The following is a 21,794-nucleotide window of genomic DNA, read 5'->3' as shown; positions in this document are numbered from 1 at the left end:
GGTTTTTCATGGCGAAATACAGTGTGCAGTTCAAGCAAGAGGTGGTCGATCGATATCGGGCCGGCCCGTTAGGATGCGTTCGTCTGGGCAACGAGATGGGCGTGGATCCTAGCCTGGTCTATTTGTGGGTCAGGCTATACGACGCTCATGGCGTGGGGGGCCTGGAGAAGAAGCAACATAGGCACAGCGCTGAGGGCAAGCTGTCGATATTGCAGCACATGTGGAAACATGAGTTGTCATGTTTCGAGACGGCCGTGATTTTCAACGTGCGCCACACCGGCAGCATCGGCCAGTGGGAGCGCTGCTATCATAGCGGCGGTATAGATGCGCTCAGTCCCCGACCGCGCCAGAGACCGAAGAAAATGCCCACATCCCAGCCGCCCGCGCCGCAAACGCCTCTCGATGAAGAGGCCAAGACCCTTGAAGAGCTTCTCAAAGAAGTGAACTACTTGCGGATGGAGAACGCCTACCTAAAAAAGCTGGATGCCTTGGTTCAGGAAGAGAAGCAGCAGCGTGCGATAGCGCGCAAAAAGCGAAAGTAATCACTGAACTGAGGCAGCGTTTCCCTTTGGATGGCTTGCTGGAAGTAGCAGGCCTGGCGCGCAGCACTTACTACTATCAGCAGCAAGTGGCCAAGCTAGGCGATCGTGACGAGGCCTTAAAAAATCGTGTTCAGGGCGTCTTCGACGGCAACCACGGGCGCTATGGCTATCGCCGTGTGGCCGCTGAGATCCGCAAGGACGGGCATAAGGTTAACCACAAACGTGTACAGCGTTTGATGAGCGAGCTCGGCTTGAAATCGCTGGTGCGGCCGAAGAAGTATCGTTCTTACAAAGGCGAAGTGGGCGAAGCTGCAGATAACCTCTTGGACCGCGATTTTGAAGCTGCGGCCATGCACGAGAAGTGGGTAACTGATGTCACGGAGTTCAATGTCGCTGGCAAAAAACTGTATCTCTCGCCGGTGATGGATCTGTGCAACGGCGAGATCATCGCCTTCGAGACGAACACCCGGCCAGTGCTGAGCTTGGTTACCAACATGGTTAAAAAAGCCCTGCGAAAGCTCGGCAAAGACGACAAGCCAATCCTTCACTCAGACCAGGGATGGCACTATCGGAAGCCCGCTTACCGGAAGGCGCTGGAGGATAAAAATGTCGTGCAGAGCATGTCTCGCAAAGGAAATTGCCTCGATAACGCTGCCATGGAGAGCTTCTTCGCCGTACTCAAGACTGAGTACTTCCATCTGCAGAAATTTGCCAGTATCGAGGAGCTGAAGAAAGGCCTGGTGAAGTACATCCGCTACTACAATCACAAGCGCATCAAGCTTAGGTTGAACGGGCTGAGTCCTGTGCAGTACAGAACTCAGCTCCAAGTAGCATAGCTAACAAACCGTCCAACTTCCTGGGGTCACTTCACAGGCTCCGATTATGTTCGAAAGCTTCCTGAAAACGAGTGACAGGCTCCGATTGTTTTCGAAAGGTTTCTGAAAACCGGGGACAGGCTCCGATTGTTTTCGAAAGGTTTCCCGAAATCGGAGCCTGTCACTGGTTTTGCTATAGGTTTCCAGACGAAATCGGAGCCTGTCCCCGGTTTTGCTACAGGTTTCGCGGCGAAATCGGAGCCTGTCCCCGGTTTTTTCGGTAACAATTGGGGTGGCCAAAAGCAAAAAACCCCGCCAGCACACGCTAGCGGGGTTTTTCTATGTAACAGCCTGACGATAACCTACTTTCACACTGGTTGCAGTAGCGACGTCGGGCAGTGCCCGGCGGAGCAATCGGCGCATTCGACAGCTTGAAGCGGAGCCCGACAGCATGCTGCAATCCATAAGCACAAATGAAAAAAGCCCACCAGATCACTGGTGGGCTTTTCTCGGTATAACAGCCTGACGATAACCTACTTTCACACTGGTTGCAGCACTATCATCGGCGCAAAGTCGTTTCACGGTCCTGTTCGGGATGGGAAGGGGTGGGACCGACTTGCTATGGTCATCAGGCATGACTTGTACGCAGTGCCGTCCCCTGTGGGGCGACGTCACTGCTCAATCCGGAAGAAGTAAAGCGAGGGTAACTCTCATCAAAGAGTAAATGCGAGGAATCATCATTGATTCATAACCGTCAAGGTTATAGGGACAAGCCGTACGGGCAATTAGTATCAGTTAGCTTAATGCATTACTGCACTTCCACACCTGACCTATCAACGTCCTGGTCTCGAACGACCCTTCAAGGAGCTCAAGGCTCCGGGAAATCTCATCTCAAGGCAAGTTTCCCGCTTAGATGCTTTCAGCGGTTATCTCTTCCGAACTTAGCTACCCGGCAATGCCACTGGCGTGACAACCGGTACACCAGAGGTTCGTCCACTCCGGTCCTCTCGTACTAGGAGCAGCCCCCTTCAAATTTCCAACGCCCACGGCAGATAGGGACCAAACTGTCTCACGACGTTTTAAACCCAGCTCACGTACCACTTTAAATGGCGAACAGCCATACCCTTGGGACCGGCTACAGCCCCAGGATGTGATGAGCCGACATCGAGGTGCCAAACTCCCCCGTCGATATGAACTCTTGGGAGGAATCAGCCTGTTATCCCCAGAGTACCTTTTATCCGTTGAGCGATGGCCCTTCCATACAGAACCACCGGATCACTATGTCCTACTTTCGTACCTGCTCGACTTGTCGGTCTCGCAGTTAAGCACGCTTATGCCATTGCACTATTAGCACGATGTCCGACCGTACCTAGCGTACCTTCGAACTCCTCCGTTACACTTTAGGAGGAGACCGCCCCAGTCAAACTGCCTACCATGCACTGTCCCCGATCCGGATAACGGACCAAGGTTAGAACCTCAAACAAACCAGGGTGGTATTTCAAGGTTGGCTCCACGAGAACTGGCGTCCCCGCTTCAAAGCCTCCCACCTATCCTACACAGATTGGTTCAAAGTCCAATGCAAAGCTACAGTAAAGGTTCATGGGGTCTTTCCGTCTAGCCGCGGGTAGATTGCATCATCACAAACACTTCAACTTCGCTGAGTCTCGGGAGGAGACAGTGTGGCCATCGTTACGCCATTCGTGCAGGTCGGAACTTACCCGACAAGGAATTTCGCTACCTTAGGACCGTTATAGTTACGGCCGCCGTTTACTGGGACTTCAATCAAGAGCTTGCACCCCATCATTTAATCTTCCAGCACCGGGCAGGCGTCACACCCTATACGTCCACTTTCGTGTTTGCAGAGTGCTGTGTTTTTATTAAACAGTCGCAGCCACCATTTTATTGCAACCCTGTCACCCTTCTGCAGTAAAGCAGTCAAGCTACTGGGGCGTACCTTTTCCCGAAGTTACGGTACCAATTTGCCGAGTTCCTTCTCCCGAGTTCTCTCAAGCGCCTTAGAATACTCATCTCGCCCACCTGTGTCGGTTTGCGGTACGGTCTCGTATGACTGAAGCTTAGAGGCTTTTCTTGGAACCACTTCCGATTGCTTCGCGCCACATGGGCGCTCGTCCCAGTCCCTTGAATTATGTGCCCGGATTTGCCTAAGCACCTTCTATGAACCAGAAACTGACTATTCCAACAGTCAGACAACCTTCCGCGATCCGTCCCCCCATCGCATCATACGACGGTGCAGGAATATTAACCTGCTTCCCATCAGCTACGCATCTCTGCCTCGCCTTAGGGGCCGACTCACCCTGCTCCGATGAACGTTGAACAGGAAACCTTGGGCTTACGGCGTGCGGGCTTTTCACCCGCATTATCGCTACTCATGTCAGCATTCGCACTTCTGATACCTCCAGCATCCTTTACAAGACACCTTCGCAGGCTTACAGAACGCTCTCCTACCATATCCTTGCGGATATCCGCAGCTTCGGTGACTGGCTTAGCCCCGTTACATCTTCCGCGCAGGACGACTCGATCAGTGAGCTATTACGCTTTCTTTAAATGATGGCTGCTTCTAAGCCAACATCCTGACTGTTTTAGCCTTCCCACTTCGTTTTCCACTTAGCCAATCTTTGGGACCTTAGCTGGCGGTCTGGGTTGTTTCCCTCTTGACACCGGACGTTAGCACCCGATGTCTGTCTCCCAAGCTCGCACTCATCGGTATTCGGAGTTTGCAATGGTTTGGTAAGTCGCGATGACCCCCTAGCCATAACAGTGCTCTACCCCCGATGGTGATACTTGAGGCACTACCTAAATAGTTTTCGGAGAGAACCAGCTATTTCCAAGTTTGTTTAGCCTTTCACCCCTATCCACAGCTCATCCCCTAATTTTTCAACATTAGTGGGTTCGGTCCTCCAGTGCGTGTTACCGCACCTTCAACCTGGCCATGGATAGATCACTTGGTTTCGGGTCTACACCCAGCAACTAGCGCCCTGTTCGGACTCGATTTCTCTGCGGCTCCCCTATTCGGTTAACCTCGCTACTGAATGTAAGTCGCTGACCCATTATACAAAAGGTACGCCGTCACGGAACAAGTCCGCTCCGACTGTTTGTATGCACACGGTTTCAGGATCTATTTCACTCCCCTCCCGGGGTTCTTTTCGCCTTTCCCTCACGGTACTGGTTCACTATCGGTCGATTACGAGTATTTAGCCTTGGAGGATGGTCCCCCCATATTCAGACAGGATTTCTCGTGTCCCGCCCTACTTGTCGCATACTTAGTACCACCGGTCTGATTTCGCGTACGGGGCTATCACCCACTATGGCGCCTATTTCCAGAGGCTTCCACTACCAGTCCGACTATCATATGCAGGCTCTTCCCATTTCGCTCGCCACTACTTTGGGAATCTCGGTTGATTTCTTTTCCTGCAGCTACTTAGATGTTTCAGTTCGCCGCGTTCGCTTCACACACCTATGTATTCAGTGAGTGATGACCTATAAGGCCGGGTTTCCCCATTCGGAAATCTTCGGATCAATGCTCGTTTGTCAGCTCCCCGAAGCTTATCGCAGACTTCTACGTCCTTCATCGCCTGTAATCGCCAAGGCATCCACCATGTGCACTTATTCACTTGTCCCTATAACCTTGACGGCTATAGCGCAAGCATTTACTACTGTGTTTGATGAGTTTTTGTATGCGTTCCTTTCGGAACACTACCCTAAGTGTATTCATTGCTGAATACGCTTAATAAAACTTTACTTCTTCCAGATTGTTAAAGAGCGAAACAGCAGTGATCTCTAAAAGATCAAATTTAAACCGCAGGGCTTAGATTTGATTTCTTAACAGAAGCGATGGTGGAGGATGACGGGATCGAACCGACGACCCCCTGCTTGCAAAGCAGGTGCTCTCCCAGCTGAGCTAATCCCCCGTGTTCGTGGTGGGTCTGGTTGGGCTCGAACCAACGACCCCCGCGTTATCAACACGGTGCTCTAACCAGCTGAGCTACAGACCCGCGCGCTTCTACTGTTTCTCTAACAACAGCCGATAAGTGTGAGCGTTTGATGCACGATCTTGCGATCAGTGCCGACTCTAGAAAGGAGGTGATCCAGCCGCACCTTCCGATACGGCTACCTTGTTACGACTTCACCCCAGTCACGAATCCTACCGTGGTAAGCGCCCTCCTTGCGGTTAAGCTACCTACTTCTGGTAAAACCCGCTCCCATGGTGTGACGGGCGGTGTGTACAAGACCCGGGAACGTATTCACCGCGACATGCTGATCCGCGATTACTAGCGATTCCAACTTCATGCAGTCGAGTTGCAGACTACAATCCGGACTACGATACACTTTCTGGGATTAGCTCCCCCTCGCGGGTTGGCGGCCCTCTGTATGTACCATTGTATGACGTGTGAAGCCCTACCCATAAGGGCCATGAGGACTTGACGTCATCCCCACCTTCCTCCGGTTTGTCACCGGCAGTCTCATTAGAGTGCCCTTTCGTAGCAACTAATGACAAGGGTTGCGCTCGTTGCGGGACTTAACCCAACATCTCACGACACGAGCTGACGACAGCCATGCAGCACCTGTGTTCAGGTTCCCTTTCGGGCACTCCCAGATCTCTCCAGGATTCCTGACATGTCAAGGGTAGGTAAGGTTTTTCGCGTTGCATCGAATTAATCCACATCATCCACCGCTTGTGCGGGTCCCCGTCAATTCCTTTGAGTTTTAATCTTGCGACCGTACTCCCCAGGCGGTCTACTTCACGCGTTAGCTGCGTTACTAAGTCAATTAAGACCCAACAACTAGTAGACATCGTTTAGGGCGTGGACTACCAGGGTATCTAATCCTGTTTGCTCCCCACGCTTTCGTGCATGAGCGTCAGTCTTGACCCAGGGGGCTGCCTTCGCCATCGGTGTTCCTCCACATCTCTACGCATTTCACTGCTACACGTGGAATTCTACCCCCCTCTGCCAAACTCTAGCCTTGCAGTCTCCATCGCCATTCCCAGGTTAAGCCCGGGGATTTCACGACAGACTTACAAAACCGCCTGCGCACGCTTTACGCCCAGTAATTCCGATTAACGCTTGCACCCTACGTATTACCGCGGCTGCTGGCACGTAGTTAGCCGGTGCTTATTCTTCAGGTACCGTCATGAGGCACGGATATTAGCCGTACCCTTTTCTTCCCTGACAAAAGAGCTTTACAACCCGAAGGCCTTCTTCACTCACGCGGCATTGCTGGATCAGGGTTGCCCCCATTGTCCAAAATTCCCCACTGCTGCCTCCCGTAGGAGTCTGGACCGTGTCTCAGTTCCAGTGTGGCTGGTCGTCCTCTCAGACCAGCTACTGATCGTCGCCTTGGTGAGCCTTTACCTCACCAACTAGCTAATCAGATATCGGCCGCTCCAGGAGCACAAGGCCTTGCGGTCCCCTGCTTTCATCCTTGGATCGTATGCGGTATTAGCGTAACTTTCGCTACGTTATCCCCCACTCTTGGGCACGTTCCGATATATTACTCACCCGTTCGCCACTCGCCGCCAGGCCGAAGCCCGCGCTGCCGTTCGACTTGCATGTGTAAAGCATGCCGCCAGCGTTCAATCTGAGCCAGGATCAAACTCTTCAGTTTAATCTCTGTTGTCCGACATTTCTGTCGGGGTCACTTACTCAAGAATACTGACGAATCATCCGAAGATGATCACGTTTATTTCTTGTGTAAGCGTTTGATGCTATATATTTTGAGCTTCAGGACCGAAGTCCTGGGCACATCACATCAAACGCCCACACTTATCGACTGTTGATTGTTAAAGAATTCTGCCCAAGTATTTCAACTTCGGGCTTGCTGCGGATCTCGTTGAACTTTCGTTCGACCCGGCGACAAATCGTTGTGTTTGTCAGCAGCAGAGAGATGAGATTATGCGGTGTTTCGTGCAGCTCGTCAACCCCCTCAGTTTGCAGCCTCAGTATCCATCACTGCGCTTTCAACACCTCGCTGCGTCGTTGTTCGCTGCGAGGGACAGAACTATAACGAAACGCCTGCCGCCGCGCAAGGGGTAAAATGCGCAATTCCGCGATCGCCCCCCCGAGAAGTTCATGTCCATCCTGCTTTCCACCCTCAATGCCCGCTATACCCACGCATCGCTGGGCCTGCGTTATCTGCTCGCCAATATGGGAGAGCTCAAGAATGAAACGCGCATCCAGGAGTTCGTCATCGGCGCGAAGACAACAGAGATGGTGGAGCGCATCCTGGCATACGCTCCCAGGATCGTGGGATTCGGCGTCTATATATGGAACGTGGAAGAAACCACCAAACTCGTGGCCATGCTGAAACGGGTGGCCCCACACATTGTCGTCGTCCTGGGTGGCCCCGAGGTCTCGCATGAGACGAACGAACAGCCCATCGCGCAACTCGCGGACTATGTCGTTACCGGGTGGGGCGACGTCACGTTCCCGAAACTGTGCGGCGAAATCCTGCACGGGCCGAAGCCGCTCATGAAAGTGCACGCCGGCGTACAGCCGCCGATGGCCGACATCGCCCTGCCCTACGCCCTGTACAGCGACGACGATATCGCCCACCGCACGCTGTACGTGGAAGCGTCGCGCGGCTGCCCGTTCAAGTGCGAGTTCTGCCTGTCCGCCCTCGATAAAACCGCCTGGCCATTCGATATCGACACCTTCCTGGCCGAGATGGAGGCGCTGCATGCGCGCGGCGCCCGCGTGTTCAAGTTCGTCGACCGCACGTTCAACCTGAATATCAAGACCAGCCTGAAGATCATGCAGTTCTTCCTCGACAAGCTGGCCGCGAACCCGGAAGACCCGGTGTACGCCCACTTCGAACTGGTGCCCGATCACCTGCCGGATGCGCTGAAGGAAGGCATCGCCAAATTCCCGCCCGGCGCGTTGCAGTTCGAGATCGGCATCCAGAGCTTCAATCCAACGGTACAGGCGAACATCTCCCGCAAGCAGGATAACGGCAAGGCCGCGGCGAACATCCGCTGGCTGTGCGAGCACTCGCATGTGCACATGCACGTCGACCTGATCGCCGGCCTGCCCGGCGAGACGGTGGAGAGCTTCGCCGAGGGGTTCGACAAGCTGTGGGCCCTCGGCCCGCATGAAATCCAGTTCGGCATATTGAAGCGCCTGCGCGGTACGCCGATCATCCGGCACACGGAAGCCTTCGGCCTCGTGTTCGATCCGCATCCGCCGTACACGATCCTGGCGAACCGGGATATCGACTTCCCCACCATGCAGCGCCTGGTGCGCTTCGCCCGCTACTGGGACCTGGTGGCGAATTCCGGCCGATTCACCCACGTCACGCCGGTGCTGCTGGGCGAACGCCCGTTCGCCAGCTTCATGGCCTTCTCCGACTGGCTGTATGCGAACACCGATGCCACCCATCGCATCGCGCTGGATCGCCTGGCGGCGCTCACCGGCAAGTACCTGCGCCAGTTGGGTATCGAAGGCGTCGACGCCCTGCTGGCGAGCGATGGCCACGGTGTGAAGCAGAAAGCCGCGGCACCGGTACCATCGCTGGCCGCCCCGCAGCGCCAGGCGCGCCACCTGGCCGCCTGAGCACCCGAGCGCACGTAAGCGCGCTCCGACACACGGTAGAGCCGGGGGCTGTAGCGAACGAAACGAATCTCACTTACACTGGCGACATGCCCATTGCACAAGAGCCAACCTTAACTTTTGACCCCGGCGGCACGGCGGGAGCGACGGTGACCGCCGATGGCACATGGCAGGTCCACGCGCTGGCTCACCGCAAGACAATGAAGGCGATTTCCACGCAACTGGGCCGTGCTGGCCCCGATGCGCAATGGGACCTCTCCGCGATCGACAGCCTGGATCACATCGGCGCGCAGCTGTTCTGGCAGGCCTGGGAGTACAAGCGGCCCGCCAGCCTGAAGCTGGCGCCCGGGCAGGAGGAATTCTTCAAGCGGCTGGAGGCCACGGGCAAGCTGGAACTGCCCCGCCAGCGCGGCCTGCACATGAACTGGATCACCACGCTGGGCAGTGGCGTGCTGCATTTCGGCGAACACCTGCAAGGCTTTGTGCGGCTGATCGGCCAGGTGGTGCAAGACCTGTGGCGCTTCGTCGCCGCGCCGCAGCGCGGACCGTGGAAGGAAATCTCCGCCAACATCTTCCACGCAGGCTTCCAGGCCCTCGGCATCACCGCGCTGGTGGGCTTCCTGATCGGGGTGGTGCTGTCCTACCTGTCCGCGCAGCAGCTGCGCAACTTCGGCGGCGACATCTACCTCGTCAACCTGCTCGGCATGAGCATCATCCGCGAACTCGGCCCGCTGCTGGCCGCGATCCTGGTCGCCGGCCGCTCCGGTTCGTCGATCACCGCGCAGCTGGGCGTGATGCGGGTTACCGAAGAACTCGATGCGATGCTGGTGATGGGCATCTCGCACGGCTTCCGCCTGGTGATGCCGAAAGTGGTGGCCCTGGCGATTTCGATGCCGCTGCTGGTGATCTGGACCGATACGATGGCCCTGATCGGCGGCATGGTATCGGCCAAGCTGGAACTGAACCTGTCGGCCCGCTACTTCATCCAGAAGCTGCCCGATGCGGTACCGCTGGCGAACTACATGATCGGGCTGGGCAAGGGCGCGGTCTTCGGCATGCTGATCGCGCTGGTGTCCTGCCATTTCGGGCTGCGCATCCAGCCGAACACCGAAAGCCTGGGCCGCGGCACCACCACTTCCGTCGTGACCGCGATCACCGTGGTGATCCTGGCCGACGCCGTGTTCGCGATCGTCTTCAACGGCGTGGGGTTCTGATGGCAACGGATGAGGACCTCGACCGCAGCTGCCCGGCAGGGCCCAGCGAACTGACGCTGGACGGCAGCGTCCCTGTCGTGGAGATCACCGGCCTGCAGACCAGGTTCGGCAAGACCATCATCCACAATGACCTGAACCTGACGATCGAGGATGGCGAGATCATGTCGATCGTCGGCGGGTCCGGCACCGGCAAGACGGTGCTGCTGCGCCAGATGCTGGGCCTGGAGCGGCCATCGCAGGGCTGCGTGCGCATCTTCGGCGAAGACATCACGCAGGCCAAGCCCGCCCAGCTGCAACTGCTGCGCAATCACTGGGGCATGCTGTTCCAGGAAGGCGCGCTGTATTCGGCCCTCACGGTATTCGAGAACATCGCGCAGCCCATGCGCGAGCTGCGCGTGCTGCCCGATGCGCTGGTGCGCGATGCGGTGCTGCTGAAGATGAACATGGTGGGCCTGGGGCCGGAGCATGCCAACAAGATGCCGTCCGACCTTTCCGGCGGCATGGTCAAGCGCGTGGCGCTCGCCCGCGCGCTGGCACTGGAGCCGAAGCTGCTGTTCCTCGACGAGCCGACGGCGGGCCTGGATCCGGACCGCTCGGAAAGCTTCGTCTCGCTGATCAAGTCGCTGCACCGCGAGCTGGGCCTGACGGTGGTGATGGTGACGCACGACCTGGATACGCTGTTCGCGCTGTCCACCCGCATCGCGGTCCTCGCCGAAAAGCACGTGATCGCGGTGGGGCCGACGCGCGACGTGATCGGCGTGGACCACCCGTTCATCAAGGAGTTCTTCCTCGGCGACCGGGGCAAGCGCGCACTCGAAGCGCTGCAGTAGCCCGCCCGAGAGCAGACAACAAGCAGACAAGGAGTACACATGGAAAACCGATCGCATGCCTTCATGACCGGCATCTTCACGCTGGCACTGCTCACGGCTGCCGTCCTGTTCGGCATCTGGTTCAACCGCGACCGCGTGGAATACGATCCGTACCTGCTGGCGACCACGCTGGCGGTGCCCGGCCTGAACCCGCAGGCGGCGGTGCGCTACCGCGGGCTGGAAGTGGGCAAGGTGGACGCCATCGACTTCGATCCGAAGATGGCCGGGCAGATCCTGATCCACCTGGCAATCGATCCGGCCACGCCGATCACGCGCACCACCTACGCCACGCTGGGCTACCAGGGCGTGACCGGCATCGCGTATATCCAGCTGGACGATGAATCGGTGGGTTCGCAGCGCCTGGCCACCAATGAGCAGAATCCCGCCCGCATCCCGCTGCGCCCCGGCCTGCTGGACCAGCTGGAAAAGCGCGGCACGGCGATCCTGTCGCAAGCGGAGCAGGTGACGGTGAAACTCAACGACCTGCTCAGCGATGAAAACCGCAAGACGATCCTGGCCGCGTTCTCCGACGTGAGCGAGACCGTCAACCGCTACAAGGCGCTGCCCGGCCAGCTGGAGCCGACCTTCGAGCGGCTGCCCGCCCTGGCCGCGAAGGCGGAGACCGCGATCGATTCCGTCAATACGCTCGCGCAGGACGTGACGGCGCTGTCGCAAAGCCTGCACGGACCGGAAGGCACGCTGACACGCATCGGCGACTCGGTCGACCGCGCCGTCAATGGCGTGGAAGCGGTAACCACCGGCGCGCAGCTGGAAACGCTGCCGAGCATCACGGCGCTGACCGATGAAACCCGCTCGTCGATGCGCTCGGTGCGCCGCACGATGAATACCCTGAACGACCGCCCGCAGAGCATCCTGTTCGGCGCGCCGGATGTGGCGCCAGGCCCCGGCGAACCGGGCTTCGCGGCGCCTGCCAAGTGACGATGGAGTGAAAACCACGCGATGAACGACCACACCATGAAACAGTTTCGCTTCCGCCACCGTCTGTGCAGGAACGCCGCCATCGTGCTGGCGGCGGCCCTGCTGGCCGGCTGCGCCTCGACCAAGGGTCCGGCCCCCACCAGCTTCGATTTCGGCCCGGTGGCTGCTCCCGTGACGCCGACGCCGGCCGCGGCCAGCTATCCCGCACTGATCGTGGCGGACGTGAGCGGCCCGGCCACGCTCGATACGGACCGCATGTTCTATCGCCTCGCATACGCCAATGCGCAGCAGGCCCTGCCCTATGCGTATAACCGCTGGGCCGCCACGCCGCTGCAGCTGCTGTCGCAGCGGCTGAAGGCACGCATCGCGCAGGGCGGCGTCAAGGTACTGTCGATCAGCGACGCCACCGGCGGCCTGCCGGTACTGCGTCTGGAGATGGACGAGTTCTCGCAGAACTTCGCCAGCGCCACGGAAAGCACCGCCCACATTTCGCTGCGCGCCTCGCTGTTCCGCGGCCACCAGCTGGTGGACCAGCGCACGTTCACCCGCTCGGCTCCGGCGCCCAGCGCGGACGCGGCCGGTGGCGCCAGCGCGCTGGCCGCCACGTCGGACGCGATCGCGGCCGATCTCCTCGCCTGGCTGGCCACGCTGCCGCCGCGCTGAGCATGACCGGGGACGAACGCGCCGGCACGGCGGCGGGCACGCCACCCGCGCCACCGCCTCCGCCAGCACCGGGACCGGGCGGGCCGCCTGCGGACGCGCGGCCGAAGCGCGGTTCGCCGGTGTCCCGCGCCAGCCTGCTCGCCTACCTCCTGCTGATCATCTACGCCAGCTGGTACCCATTCTCCGGCTGGCACAACCAGGGCCTGTCGCCGCTCATCTTCCTCGAGCACACGTCGATGCCGCGCTACTGGACGAAGTTCGATGCCACGGTCAACGTGATCGGCTACATCCCGTTCGGCATGCTGATCGCCTATGCGCTGCACCCCGCGCTGCGCGGCATCCTGGCATTTCTCGCCGCGGCCCTGCTCGGCGCGTTCGTTTCCGGGTTGATGGAAGCGGTGCAGACCTTCCTGCCCAGCCGCGTATCGTCGAACCTCGACTTCTATACCAATACGGCAGGCTGCGCGATCGGTGGCCTGATCGGCGTGCTCACGGCCCGCAAGCTGCTCGATACCAGCCACCTGTACCGCCTGCGGCAGCGCTGGTTCGCGCTGCACGCCAGCCAGGGCCTGGTGCTGGTGGCCCTGTGGCCGCTGGCGCAGATCTACCCCACCTCGTTCCTGTTCGGCCAGGGCCAGGTGCTGCCAACGCTGTCCGGCTGGCTGAGCGACCTGCTGGAAATGGATATCGACCTGCTGGCCTACGTGCGCCCCGATCCGGAGCTGACGGTGGAGCAGTACTGGCTGTCCGAAACGATGATCACCGCGTGCGGCATGGTCGGCGGCGCTCTCACCTTGCTGTGCCTGATGCGCCGCCCCGCGCCGCGCGTGCTGCTGGCGGCCGTGCTGCTGGCCATGGCCGTGCTGACGAAAACGCTGGCCTCGGCGCTGCTGTTCACGCCCGACAACGCGTTCGCCTGGGTCACGCCCGGCGCCCAGGGCGGCTTCCTGATCGGCGGCATCATGGTGGCGGGCCTGGCGTTCGCGCCGATGGTGGCGCAACGGCGGCTGGCGATCGCCACCATCCTGCTCGGCATCGTGGTCGTCAACAGCACCCCAGTGAATCCCTACTTCAGCGCCACCATGCAGGCATGGGTGCAGGGGAAATTCCTGAACTTCAACGGCGCAGCCCAGTTCCTGTCCCTGCTGTGGCCCTTCTGCGCACTGTGGTTCCTGTGGCTGCCATCCCATAAACTCAATAAATCCTGATCGCGGGTATCATTACGGCCTGGCTTCCAGCAAGGCACACAGGAAGCAAACCGAAGCACATTCGACGCAATTTCTCCTCGCATTCGCGGCACAGGCGCAGCAACAGCGCAACAACAGCGCCGCAGATGCGAGGCAATCACGAGGCAAGCATGAGCGAGACTCCCTATTTCAAGCACCACGTGTTCTTCTGCATGAACACGCGGGAAGACGGCCGCGAAAGCTGCGGCCCGCGCGGCGCGGAGCAGGCGCAGAAGCACGCGAAAAAGCGCTGCAAGCAGCTCGACATCAATGGCGCGGGCGGCGTGCGCATCAACCAGGCCGGCTGCCTGGACCGCTGCGAGCACGGTCCCGTGCTGGTCGTCTATCCCGAGGGCACGTGGTACACCTACGTGGACACTTCCGACATCGACGAAATCATCGACAGCCACCTGGTCGGTGGCCAACCGGTGGAAAGGCTGAAGATCAAGTAATGATGAACAAGAACACCAAGCATTTCACGATGCAGGGCAACGCCGGCCTGATGGAAGGCCTGCTCGACCTGCCGCTGGACGGCAAGAAGCCGCGCGGGATCGCCCTGGTGGCGCACCCGCACCCGCTGTATGGCGGCACGATGGAAAACAAGGTCGCGCAAACGCTGGCGCGCGCCTTCGTGGCGCTCGACTACGCGGTGGCACGCATCAACTTCCGCGGCGTGGGCCAGTCAGAGGGCGAGCATGACCGCGGCCATGGCGAAACGGACGACATGGAACTGCTGTACCACCACATGGTCGAGAAGTTTCCCGGCCTGCCGGTGGCATTGACCGGCTTCTCGTTCGGCACCTATGTGCAATCGCAGCTGGCGCAGCGCCTGGCCACCGCCGGTACGCCGGTCGAGGGCCTGGTGCTGGTGGGCGCGGCCGCCGGAAAGTGGCAGATGGCCGATATCGCGCCGAACACGATCCTCATCCACGGCGAAAACGACGACACGATTCCCCTGCAGGCCGTGCTCGACTGGGCACGCCCGCAGGATGTGCCGGTGCTGGTGATCCCGGGCGCGGACCACTTCTTCCACCGCAAGCTCAATCACATCAAGAGCTGGGTGATCGCCTTGTGGCTGGGCCGGGAACAGCAAAAGGACGACCCCGAAGACGCGTGAGCGCCTATAATGTCCGGGCCATTTTTTCACTGAGCAAAATGGCCCCCTGCTTCACGCTTTCTTAGGCGCTCCACATAGAGATTCCAGATCCATGAAAAAACTGCTCGCGGCACTGGCTTCCAGTGTCCTGTTACTTTCGTCCGCCGTCGCACAAACCATTCCTGCCCCGACCATCGCCGCCAAGTCCTGGCTGCTGCTCGATGCCACCAGCGGCCAGCTGATCGCCGCGCAGGACCCGAACATGCGCGTCGAGCCGGCATCGCTGACCAAGATCATGACCGCGTACCTCACCTTCGAGGCACTGCGCGACAAGAAGCTCGACATCAACCAGAAGGTCAATGTCTCCGTGCGTGCCTGGAAGGTCGATTCCTCCAGCTCGAAGATGTTCATCGACCCGGCAGTTCCCGTATCGATCGACGACCTGCTGCACGGCCTGATGGTCCAGTCGGGCAACGACGCCGCCGTGGCGCTGGCCGAAGCGGTGGCTGGCGATGAAGCCACGTTCGTCACGCTGATGAACCGCGAGGCAAAACGCCTCGGCATGACCAATACGCGTTTCGCCAACCCGCACGGCCTGCCCAGCCCGGACAACTTCACGACCGCGCGCGACCTGTCGATCCTGGCCAAGCACGTGATCCAGGAATTCCCGCAGTACTACAAGATCGACTCGGTCAAGAGCTTCACCTACAACAAGATCACGCAGCAGAACCGCAACCGCCTGCTGTGGCTCGACCCGACCGTCGACGGCATGAAGACCGGCCACACCGAATCGGCCGGCTATTGCATGGTGGCCTCGGCCAAGCGCCCGAACGGCAACATCGAGCGCCGCCTGATCTCGGTGGTGATGGGCACCAATTCGGATGCGACGCGGACGGCCGAAAGCCAGAAGCTGCTGAACTGGGGCTTCCAGAATTTCGATACCGTGAAGCTGTATGCCAAGGGCCAGGCGGTCGACACGCCGCAGATCTGGAAGGGTTCGCAGAACACCATGAAGATCGGCTTCCGCCAGGATGTGATGGTGACCGTGCCGAAGGGCGTGGCTGCCAAGATGAAGCCTGTGCTGGAACGCAAGGACCCGCTGGTGGCGCCGGTGCCGGCGGGCGCCAACGTGGGCAAGCTGAAGATGATGGTGGACGGCAAACCGCTGCTGGAACTGCCGGTGGTGGCGCTGGAAACGGTGGAACAGGCGTCGATCTTCGGCCGCGCATGGGATTCCATGCGCCTGTGGCTGAAATAAGCTGGCCATGCTCCGCAAAAAGCCCGCCGCCCGGCGGGCTTTTTGCATCTGCACGGCCCTATAATCGTTGTTCCAATCAATCTGAAAGAAGGCCGCCATGACTCCCTGCCCCGCTGTCCGCACTTCCGAAACTGGTCTCGCGCTGTCGCGCATCGTTGCCGGCATGTGGCGCATGGGGGAATGGAACATGTCGCCGCAGCAGCGGCTGGCATTGATCGAGGGCTGCGTCGAACTGGGCGTGACCAGCTTCGACCATGCCGACATCTACGGGCAATACGCAGTGGAGGAACTGTTCGGCGAGGCACTCGCCCTGCGGCCGGCACTGCGCGAGCGCATCCAGCTCGTCAGCAAGTGCGGCATCCAGCTGGTGTCGCCGGCGCGCCCGGCCCACAAGATCAAGCAGTACGACACGTCGGCGGCGCACATCATCGCCTCGGTGGACAACTCGCTGAAGGCGCTGCGCACCGATTTCCTCGACCTGCTGCTGATCCACCGCCCGGATCCGCTGATGGACTTCGACGAGATCGCCGAAACCTTCGAAGGCCTGCGCGCCGCGGGCAAGGTGAAGCACTTCGGCGTGTCCAATTTCAGCCGCCACCAGTTCGAAAGCCTGCATCGCCGCCTTCCGCTGTCCACCAACCAGGTGGAGTTCTCGCCGCTGCACACGGCGCCGATGTACGATGAAACGTTCGACGGCCTGCAGGACCTGGGCGTGGCGCCGATGATCTGGTCGCCACTGGCCGGCGGCCGCCTGTTCCGCGACGATCCGGCCACCGAAGCGCTGCGCGGCACGATCGCCCGCATCGCCGCCGACATCGAGCAGCCGTTCGGCAGCGTCGTTCTTGCATGGATCATGCAGCTGCCATCGAGGCCGATCCCCCTGACCGGAAGCGGCCGCATCGAAGCGATCGAGGAAGCGGTATGGGCCACGCGGATCAAGCTTTCGCGCAGCCAGTGGTTCGAGATCCTGCGCGCCGCGCAGGGGCACGAGGTGCCCTGAACGGTCAGTCCACCTCTTCCTTGTAGACCAGCGGCGGCGGGATGCCTTTCCAGCCGCGCTTCCAGGAGAAGTTGAGCGCCAGTGTGAAGGCAATGTAGACCACGAAGAACAGCACGAAGTAATAGAAGCGCAGCCAGACGAGCAGGCCCAGGTTCACCAGCAGCAGCACCAGTGCGGCCGCGCTTTTCTTCTGCTTGGAGCTGGGGAAGCGGATCGTGGACACCATCAGGCCGCCCACGGCGAACAGCAGTACCACCACCAGCCAGCCGTGCAGGCTGGTCTCCGGCGGGAATGGCCAGGCCACCACCACCGATGCCACGCAGGCGGCGCCCGCCGTGATCGGCATGCCCACAAAGTACTTCGGATCGGTGCGGCCCACGCTCACGTTGAAGCGGGCCAGCCGCAATGCGCCGCAGGCAACGAAGAAGAATGCCGCCAGGCCGCCGGCGCGCAGCAGAACGGGATCGGCGGGCCCGATCTGCACGAAGGCGTAGCAATACAGGAGGATCGCCGGGCCCACGCCGAAGTTCATCACGTCGGCAATCGAATCGAGCTGCACGCCGAATTCAGAGCTGGTGCCGGTGGCGCGCGCAACGAAGCCATCGAGCGCATCGAAGATGCCGGCCAGGACCAGCAGTGCGGCCGCCAGCCGGTAATCCTGCGGGAAGCCGATGTGCGCGTTGTCCACCGAAATCACGATGCTGCCGAAGCCACAGGCGATCGACAGCAGCGTGACGAAGCTGGGCAAGGCGAATTTGGCGCGTTGCATGCGCCGGGTGCGCGTGTTGTTCAATTGGGCTGGCCTGTGTTGGATGGACCTTATTGTAACGCCGGCACCGGGCAGGCCGCGCCGTATCGTTCAATGGTAACAAGCGTAACGGCGGGGCCGGCATCGGCCCCGCCAGGGCCGAATTGGCATAAAATCGCCCAATGGCCGGGCTGACCGGGATGAAACGGGGAGCTGATCATGCGCTGGACGGAGAGATGTAACAGGCGGTCGAATGCGGCATTGGCCGCCGTGGCGACGGCGGCGGCGCTGGCCGCCTGCGGTGGCAGTGGCGGTGCAGACACCACCGCGACGGTTTCAAACGTCGATACCGCCTCACCGGCTACTCCCTCCGGACAGCCTGGCGCGCCGGTCGCCACCGGCGACACCGCGGCGGATGGCTTCGCATGGTTCAACTACCGGCGCAGCCAGATCGGGCTGGCCCCCCTTGCACGCAATGCGCAGATCGACGTGGCCGCCGCGGGCCATTCGAACTACCTGCGCCTTAACAATACCGTCTCGCACGACCAGGTCAGCGGCAACCCCGGCTTCACCGGCGTCGCGGTGGGGAACCGGCTTTCCGCCGCGGGCTATGCGCTGACCAGGCCATCGGCCTATGGCGAAGTGATTTCGGCCGCCCGCGGCAGTTCCGGCTTCTTCCATGCGGAAGAACTGATCACGGCGATCTACCATCGCTTCCTGGTGTTCGAGCCGGTGTTCCGCGAAATGGGCGTGGGCGCCGCCACGGCCAGCAACTACACGTACTTCACGACCGATTTCGCCACCAGCAACGGCTATGGCGCCGGCGTGGCACGCGGCAGCGTGGCGGTTTATCCGGCCAGCGGGCAAACCATGGTGCCCGTGAACTTCATGAGCGACAGCGAATCGCCCGACCCGGTGCCGAGCCTGAACGAGGTTGGCTACCCGATCAGCGTGCATGCGAATATTTCGTCCGTGCTGAAAGTGACCAGCTTCACGGTCAGGCCGCGCGGCGGGTCGGATTTGGCCGTGCGCCTGCTCGCCAGCGACGTGGATACGCACACGCGGCAATCCGCGGCCGCCATCATTCCCCTCTCGCGGCTTACTTCCGGCACCACGTACGATGTCGCCTTCGCGGGCACCGTGGACAGCGTGGCCGTGACCCGCAGCTGGTCGTTCACTACGCAATGACGGTGCAGGCTGGAATGGCCGTGCCGGTGCTCGACATCGAGCGCGGCATCGCACGGCTGATGGGCAACAGCGGCATTTATTTCAGTGCACTGAAGCGCTTCGCCACGCATATGGAAGCCGCGCGTGCCGTCGCGGCGCAGCTGGCGCAAGGCGATCATGCGGGCGCATGCCGCGCCATCCACACGCTAAGGGGAGCGGCCGGGCTGCTGTGCGCCGGCGAAGTGCACGCGGTGGCGGGCGAACTGGAAACCGCGCTGGCGCACGGCCACGCGGCGCATGCGCTGCTGGACGAACTGGACGTGGCATTGCGGCGCGTGCAGGCATGCATCGCGGTCGCCGTGCCGAAGGATTCCGCCGCGCCGGCGCCGCCGGTGCCGCAAGCGACGATGCGCAATGTCCCCGAACTGCTCGACCGCCTGGGCGTGCTGCTCGACGAGGGCAACAGCGCGGCGCTCGATATGCTGGAAAAGTATGGAACGGTGCTGGAAAAGGTGCTGGACAGCGCCGCCTGGGAGACCATCATGGCGGCGGCGCAGGAGTATGACTTCGAACGCGCATTCGCTGCGCTGCAGGCGGCGCGCTCGGCAGGCATCGGCTGATCGCAGGTTGCGCTGGCGGCCGCGGCGGACCAGGCGCGCCAGCCACCGCAGTATCAGCCACCGCAGTATCGGCGGCTGTAGTAATTAGCCCCTGTAGTTCAGCCCGTATATTGCGTTTCTTCGTCGAACGACGAGGCGCAATCCCGGCCGCAGAAGCGTTTCACGCTATCGAGCGGCTTCTCGCAATACCAGCACGACCCCTTCGGCGGCAACGTCTGTCGGGGCCGCGGCGCTTCAGCCATGGCCGGCATCATCGCCGGCATCATGGCTGGCATTATCGATATCGCGCTGTCCGGTACGGCTTGTTCGGTCGTTTCCATGATCTTCCCCTCTCCATACACATCAACTGCTAGCAAGATAACGTCGGTGGAAGGATGCGGAAGTGACGAAAATCAACACCGTAAAACTTCTCGCCCGCCGCGTCGGACTCTGTTGCTCAAATCAATCATAGCAGCATTAAATCAGGCCAACAGGCGGGGTTACGTGCGCCAGCACACGTAACGAAGGCAATCATGGTGTGGTTGCTGCAAAGAGAAGAGTGACTGAAAATTTTTCTATGGAAACGAAGCGCGCGATAGTTCAACAGCGGTTTGCAAGGAGCACTGCTCACGCCGGCGTAGCGAAGATGGCCTGGGGCCATCGCTCCCCCAGCCGTCATTCCCGGAACCACGGCAGCACCCGCGCGCTATTTCCCGATACAGAACCGGCTGAAGATCACCCCCAGCAGGTCGTCCGACGAAAACGCCCCGGTGATGGTGGACAACTGCACCTGGGCCAGCCGCAATTCCTCGGCAAACAGGTCGAGCGACTGGTCGGTCTGCGCGGCATGCTCTTCGGCGCGGTCCAGGTGGCGGGCCGCCGATTTCAGGGCGATCAGGTGCCGCTCGCGGGCCAGGTACAGCGATTCGCCGGTCTGCTGCCAGCCGGCGATGCGCAGCAACTCCTTGCGCAACAGGTCGATACCCGTGTGATCGTGTGCCGACAGGTAGATATGGGTGGCATCGTCGCTGGCATCGATCGACGGCTTGTGGCCGGAAAGGTCGATCTTGTTCCAGATGCGCAGCACCGGCACGCCCGCCGGGAAGCCGGACAGGATCGATTCGTCGGCGCGGGTCGGACCGTGGTTCGCATCGAGCATGTGCAGGATCACGTCCGCCTTGCCTATTTCACCCCAGGTGCGTTCGATGCCGATGCGCTCGACGATGTCCACCGCCTCGTCATGGCTGCGGATGCCGGCCGTGTCGATGATATTCAGCGGAATGCCTTCGATCTGGATGGTTTCGCTGACCTTGTCGCGCGTGGTGCCGGCGATCGGGGTGACGATGGCCACGTCCGCACCCGCCAGTGCGTTGAGGAGTGAAGACTTACCAACGTTCGGCTGCCCGACCAGTACCACGTTCAGGCCTTCGCGCAGCAGCGCGCCCTGCGAGGCCTGCCGGAATACCTGGTCGAGCGCCGCCACGATGCCGCGCAACTGGCCGCGCGCGTCGGATTTTTCCAGGAAGTCGATTTCCTCTTCCGGGAAGTCCAGGGTGGCCTCGACCAGCATGCGCAGGTGTGTGACACGCTCGACCAGCGCGTGGATCGCCTGCGAAAACGCGCCGGACAGCGACTGCGAAGCCGATTTTGCCGCCGCTTCGGTGGAAGCGTCGATCAGGTCGGCCACCGCTTCGGCCTGCGCCAGGTCGAGCTTGTCGTTCATGTAGGCACGGCGCGTGAATTCGCCCGGTTCGGCCAGGCGCAGGCCGACATCGTGGCCCGCCTCGAGCACCCGCTGCAGCAGCATCTGCAGCACCACGGGGCCGCCATGGCCCTGCAGCTCCAGCACATCCTCGCCGGTGTACGAATGCGGCCCCTTGAAATAGATGGCGATGCCCTGGTCGATCAGCGTTCCATCCGCCTGGGTGAAGGGAATATAGGTGGCGTGGCGGGCTTTCAGCTCCACGTTGAACAGGGCCTGCGCCAGCGGCCGCAGGTTCTTGCCGGACGCGCGCACGACGCCGATGCCGCCGCGGCCCGGGGCGGTGGCAATGGCGGCGATGGGGAAGGTATCGAGATTCATGGGCAAATTC

Annotated in this window: 16 protein-coding genes, 2 tRNA genes and 3 rRNA genes; 13 read left to right on the top strand and 8 right to left on the bottom strand. The window is 60.7% G+C overall.

All coding sequences use genetic code 11. The features are described 5' to 3' along the window. The first annotated feature begins 8 nt into the window (after positions 1 to 8). A protein-coding gene (locus EYF70_RS30635) for an IS3 family transposase (RefSeq protein WP_131144256.1) occupies positions 9 to 1,378 on the top strand; the annotation gives its coding sequence in 2 pieces (ribosomal slippage) (positions 9 to 480 and positions 480 to 1,378; 1,371 coding nt in all). Positions 1,379 to 1,877: 499 nt separating this feature from the next. Here the strand turns inward: EYF70_RS30635 and rrf are convergent. The 5 genes from rrf to EYF70_RS30610 all read right to left on the bottom strand — a co-directional run bounded on the left by rrf (position 1,878) and on the right by EYF70_RS30610 (position 6,982). After that, a 5S ribosomal RNA gene (gene rrf / locus EYF70_RS30630) occupies positions 1,878 to 1,990 on the bottom strand. A 131-nt stretch (positions 1,991 to 2,121) separates the two neighbouring features. After that, a 23S ribosomal RNA gene (locus tag EYF70_RS30625) occupies positions 2,122 to 4,995 on the bottom strand. Positions 4,996 to 5,210: 215 nt separating this feature from the next. After that, positions 5,211 to 5,286, bottom strand: a tRNA-Ala gene (locus EYF70_RS30620). A gap of 7 nt (positions 5,287 to 5,293) precedes the next feature. Further along, positions 5,294 to 5,370 (bottom strand) — tRNA-Ile (locus EYF70_RS30615). Between the two features lie 81 nt (positions 5,371 to 5,451). Continuing rightward, positions 5,452 to 6,982 (bottom strand): 16S ribosomal RNA (locus EYF70_RS30610). The 16S, 23S and 5S rRNA genes sit together here with 2 tRNA genes alongside, the layout of an rRNA operon. 464 nt (positions 6,983 to 7,446) lie before the next feature. Here EYF70_RS30610 and EYF70_RS30605 point away from each other — a divergent pair. The 10 genes from EYF70_RS30605 (at position 7,447) to EYF70_RS30560 (ending at position 17,187) form a co-directional block, all read left to right on the top strand. Continuing rightward, the gene (locus EYF70_RS30605; protein WP_131148755.1) at positions 7,447 to 8,925 is read left to right on the top strand and encodes a B12-binding domain-containing radical SAM protein; all 1,479 of its coding nucleotides are present in this window, start codon (positions 7,447 to 7,449) and stop codon (positions 8,923 to 8,925) included. 86 nt (positions 8,926 to 9,011) lie between these two features. Continuing rightward, on the top strand, positions 9,012 to 10,136 hold the full coding sequence (locus EYF70_RS30600; protein ID WP_131148754.1) for an MlaE family ABC transporter permease: 1,125 nt from the start codon (positions 9,012 to 9,014) through the stop codon (positions 10,134 to 10,136). Then, positions 10,136 to 10,966: an ABC transporter ATP-binding protein gene (locus EYF70_RS30595; protein ID WP_131148753.1), complete on the top strand. Its 831-nt coding sequence runs from the start codon at positions 10,136 to 10,138 to the stop codon at positions 10,964 to 10,966. The genes EYF70_RS30600 and EYF70_RS30595 overlap by 1 nt, the downstream gene beginning before the upstream one ends. Before the next feature lie 39 nt (positions 10,967 to 11,005). Continuing rightward, the gene (locus tag EYF70_RS30590; protein ID WP_131148752.1) at positions 11,006 to 11,944 is read left to right on the top strand and encodes an MlaD family protein; all 939 of its coding nucleotides are present in this window, start codon (positions 11,006 to 11,008) and stop codon (positions 11,942 to 11,944) included. Between the two features lie 36 nt (positions 11,945 to 11,980). Continuing rightward, on the top strand, positions 11,981 to 12,607 hold the full coding sequence (locus EYF70_RS30585; RefSeq protein ID WP_131148751.1) for an ABC-type transport auxiliary lipoprotein family protein: 627 nt from the start codon (positions 11,981 to 11,983) through the stop codon (positions 12,605 to 12,607). A 2-nt stretch (positions 12,608 to 12,609) separates the two neighbouring features. Further along, on the top strand, positions 12,610 to 13,815 hold the full coding sequence (locus tag EYF70_RS30580; RefSeq protein WP_131148750.1) for a VanZ family protein: 1,206 nt from the start codon (positions 12,610 to 12,612) through the stop codon (positions 13,813 to 13,815). 149 nt (positions 13,816 to 13,964) lie between these two features. Next, positions 13,965 to 14,285 (top strand): (2Fe-2S) ferredoxin domain-containing protein, encoded by a 321-nt coding sequence (locus EYF70_RS30575; RefSeq protein WP_131148749.1) that lies wholly within the window; start codon positions 13,965 to 13,967, stop codon positions 14,283 to 14,285. 2 nt (positions 14,286 to 14,287) lie between these two features. After that, positions 14,288 to 14,950, top strand: a complete 663-nt coding sequence (locus EYF70_RS30570; RefSeq protein ID WP_131149438.1) for an alpha/beta hydrolase — start codon at positions 14,288 to 14,290, stop codon at positions 14,948 to 14,950. Between the two features lie 91 nt (positions 14,951 to 15,041). Further along, positions 15,042 to 16,187 carry a D-alanyl-D-alanine carboxypeptidase family protein gene (locus EYF70_RS30565; protein WP_131148748.1) on the top strand — a complete coding sequence of 382 codons (1,146 nt, stop codon included), beginning with the start codon at positions 15,042 to 15,044 and terminating at the stop codon, positions 16,185 to 16,187. Positions 16,188 to 16,284: 97 nt separating this feature from the next. Continuing rightward, the gene (locus EYF70_RS30560; protein WP_229420633.1) at positions 16,285 to 17,187 is read left to right on the top strand and encodes an aldo/keto reductase; all 903 of its coding nucleotides are present in this window, start codon (positions 16,285 to 16,287) and stop codon (positions 17,185 to 17,187) included. A gap of 4 nt (positions 17,188 to 17,191) precedes the next feature. Here EYF70_RS30560 and pssA read toward each other — a convergent pair whose 3' ends face one another. Next, positions 17,192 to 17,956 (bottom strand): CDP-diacylglycerol--serine O-phosphatidyltransferase, encoded by a 765-nt coding sequence (gene pssA / locus EYF70_RS30555; protein WP_131148747.1) that lies wholly within the window; start codon positions 17,954 to 17,956, stop codon positions 17,192 to 17,194. 249 nt (positions 17,957 to 18,205) lie between these two features. Here pssA and EYF70_RS30550 point away from each other — a divergent pair, with 249 nt between their 5' ends. Together EYF70_RS30550 and EYF70_RS30545 are read left to right on the top strand one after the other, a co-directional pair. Further along, complete coding sequence (locus EYF70_RS30550) at positions 18,206 to 19,123, top strand: CAP domain-containing protein (RefSeq protein ID WP_307722153.1); 918 nt, start codon at positions 18,206 to 18,208, stop codon at positions 19,121 to 19,123. A 2-nt stretch (positions 19,124 to 19,125) separates the two neighbouring features. Next, a complete protein-coding gene (locus EYF70_RS30545; RefSeq protein ID WP_165497827.1) occupies positions 19,126 to 19,722 on the top strand; it encodes an Hpt domain-containing protein in 597 nt (198 codons plus the stop codon). Positions 19,723 to 19,820: 98 nt separating this feature from the next. Here the strand turns inward: EYF70_RS30545 and EYF70_RS30540 are convergent, their stop codons facing one another. Further along, positions 19,821 to 20,042 carry a hypothetical protein gene (locus EYF70_RS30540; protein ID WP_131148744.1) on the bottom strand — a complete coding sequence of 74 codons (222 nt, stop codon included), beginning with the start codon at positions 20,040 to 20,042 and terminating at the stop codon, positions 19,821 to 19,823. Positions 20,043 to 20,407: 365 nt separating this feature from the next. Further along, positions 20,408 to 21,784 carry a tRNA uridine-5-carboxymethylaminomethyl(34) synthesis GTPase MnmE gene (mnmE, locus tag EYF70_RS30535; protein ID WP_131148743.1) on the bottom strand — a complete coding sequence of 459 codons (1,377 nt, stop codon included), beginning with the start codon at positions 21,782 to 21,784 and terminating at the stop codon, positions 20,408 to 20,410. Positions 21,785 to 21,794 lie beyond the last annotated feature (10 nt).

The sequence above is a fragment of the Pseudoduganella albidiflava genome, from assembly GCF_004322755.1.
Taxonomy (GTDB): domain Bacteria; phylum Pseudomonadota; class Gammaproteobacteria; order Burkholderiales; family Burkholderiaceae_D; genus Rugamonas; species Rugamonas albidiflava.
The sequence above is the reverse complement of the archived record's forward strand: the minus strand, read 5'-3'. Positions and strand labels throughout refer to the sequence as shown.

Excerpts from the sequence above, each read along its gene's own strand:
- EYF70_RS30575 (WP_131148749.1), top strand. The coding sequence starts at position 13,965 with ATGAGCGAGACTCCCTATTTCAAGCACCACGTGTTCTTCTGCATGAAC.
- EYF70_RS30560 (WP_229420633.1), top strand. The coding sequence starts at position 16,285 with ATGACTCCCTGCCCCGCTGTCCGCACTTCCGAAACTGGTCTCGCGCTG.
- EYF70_RS30605 (WP_131148755.1), top strand. The coding sequence starts at position 7,447 with ATGTCCATCCTGCTTTCCACCCTCAATGCCCGCTATACCCACGCATCG.
- EYF70_RS30540 (WP_131148744.1), bottom strand. The coding sequence starts at position 20,042 with ATGGAAACGACCGAACAAGCCGTACCGGACAGCGCGATATCGATAATG.
- mnmE (WP_131148743.1), bottom strand. The coding sequence starts at position 21,784 with ATGAATCTCGATACCTTCCCCATCGCCGCCATTGCCACCGCCCCGGGC.
- EYF70_RS30600 (WP_131148754.1), top strand. The coding sequence starts at position 9,012 with ATGCCCATTGCACAAGAGCCAACCTTAACTTTTGACCCCGGCGGCACG.
- EYF70_RS30590 (WP_131148752.1), top strand. The coding sequence starts at position 11,006 with ATGGAAAACCGATCGCATGCCTTCATGACCGGCATCTTCACGCTGGCA.
- EYF70_RS30595 (WP_131148753.1), top strand. The coding sequence starts at position 10,136 with ATGGCAACGGATGAGGACCTCGACCGCAGCTGCCCGGCAGGGCCCAGC.
- EYF70_RS30585 (WP_131148751.1), top strand. The coding sequence starts at position 11,981 with ATGAAACAGTTTCGCTTCCGCCACCGTCTGTGCAGGAACGCCGCCATC.
- EYF70_RS30565 (WP_131148748.1), top strand. The coding sequence starts at position 15,042 with ATGAAAAAACTGCTCGCGGCACTGGCTTCCAGTGTCCTGTTACTTTCG.
- pssA (WP_131148747.1), bottom strand. The coding sequence starts at position 17,956 with ATGCAACGCGCCAAATTCGCCTTGCCCAGCTTCGTCACGCTGCTGTCG.
- EYF70_RS30580 (WP_131148750.1), top strand. The coding sequence starts at position 12,610 with ATGACCGGGGACGAACGCGCCGGCACGGCGGCGGGCACGCCACCCGCG.
- EYF70_RS30570 (WP_131149438.1), top strand. The coding sequence starts at position 14,288 with ATGAACAAGAACACCAAGCATTTCACGATGCAGGGCAACGCCGGCCTG.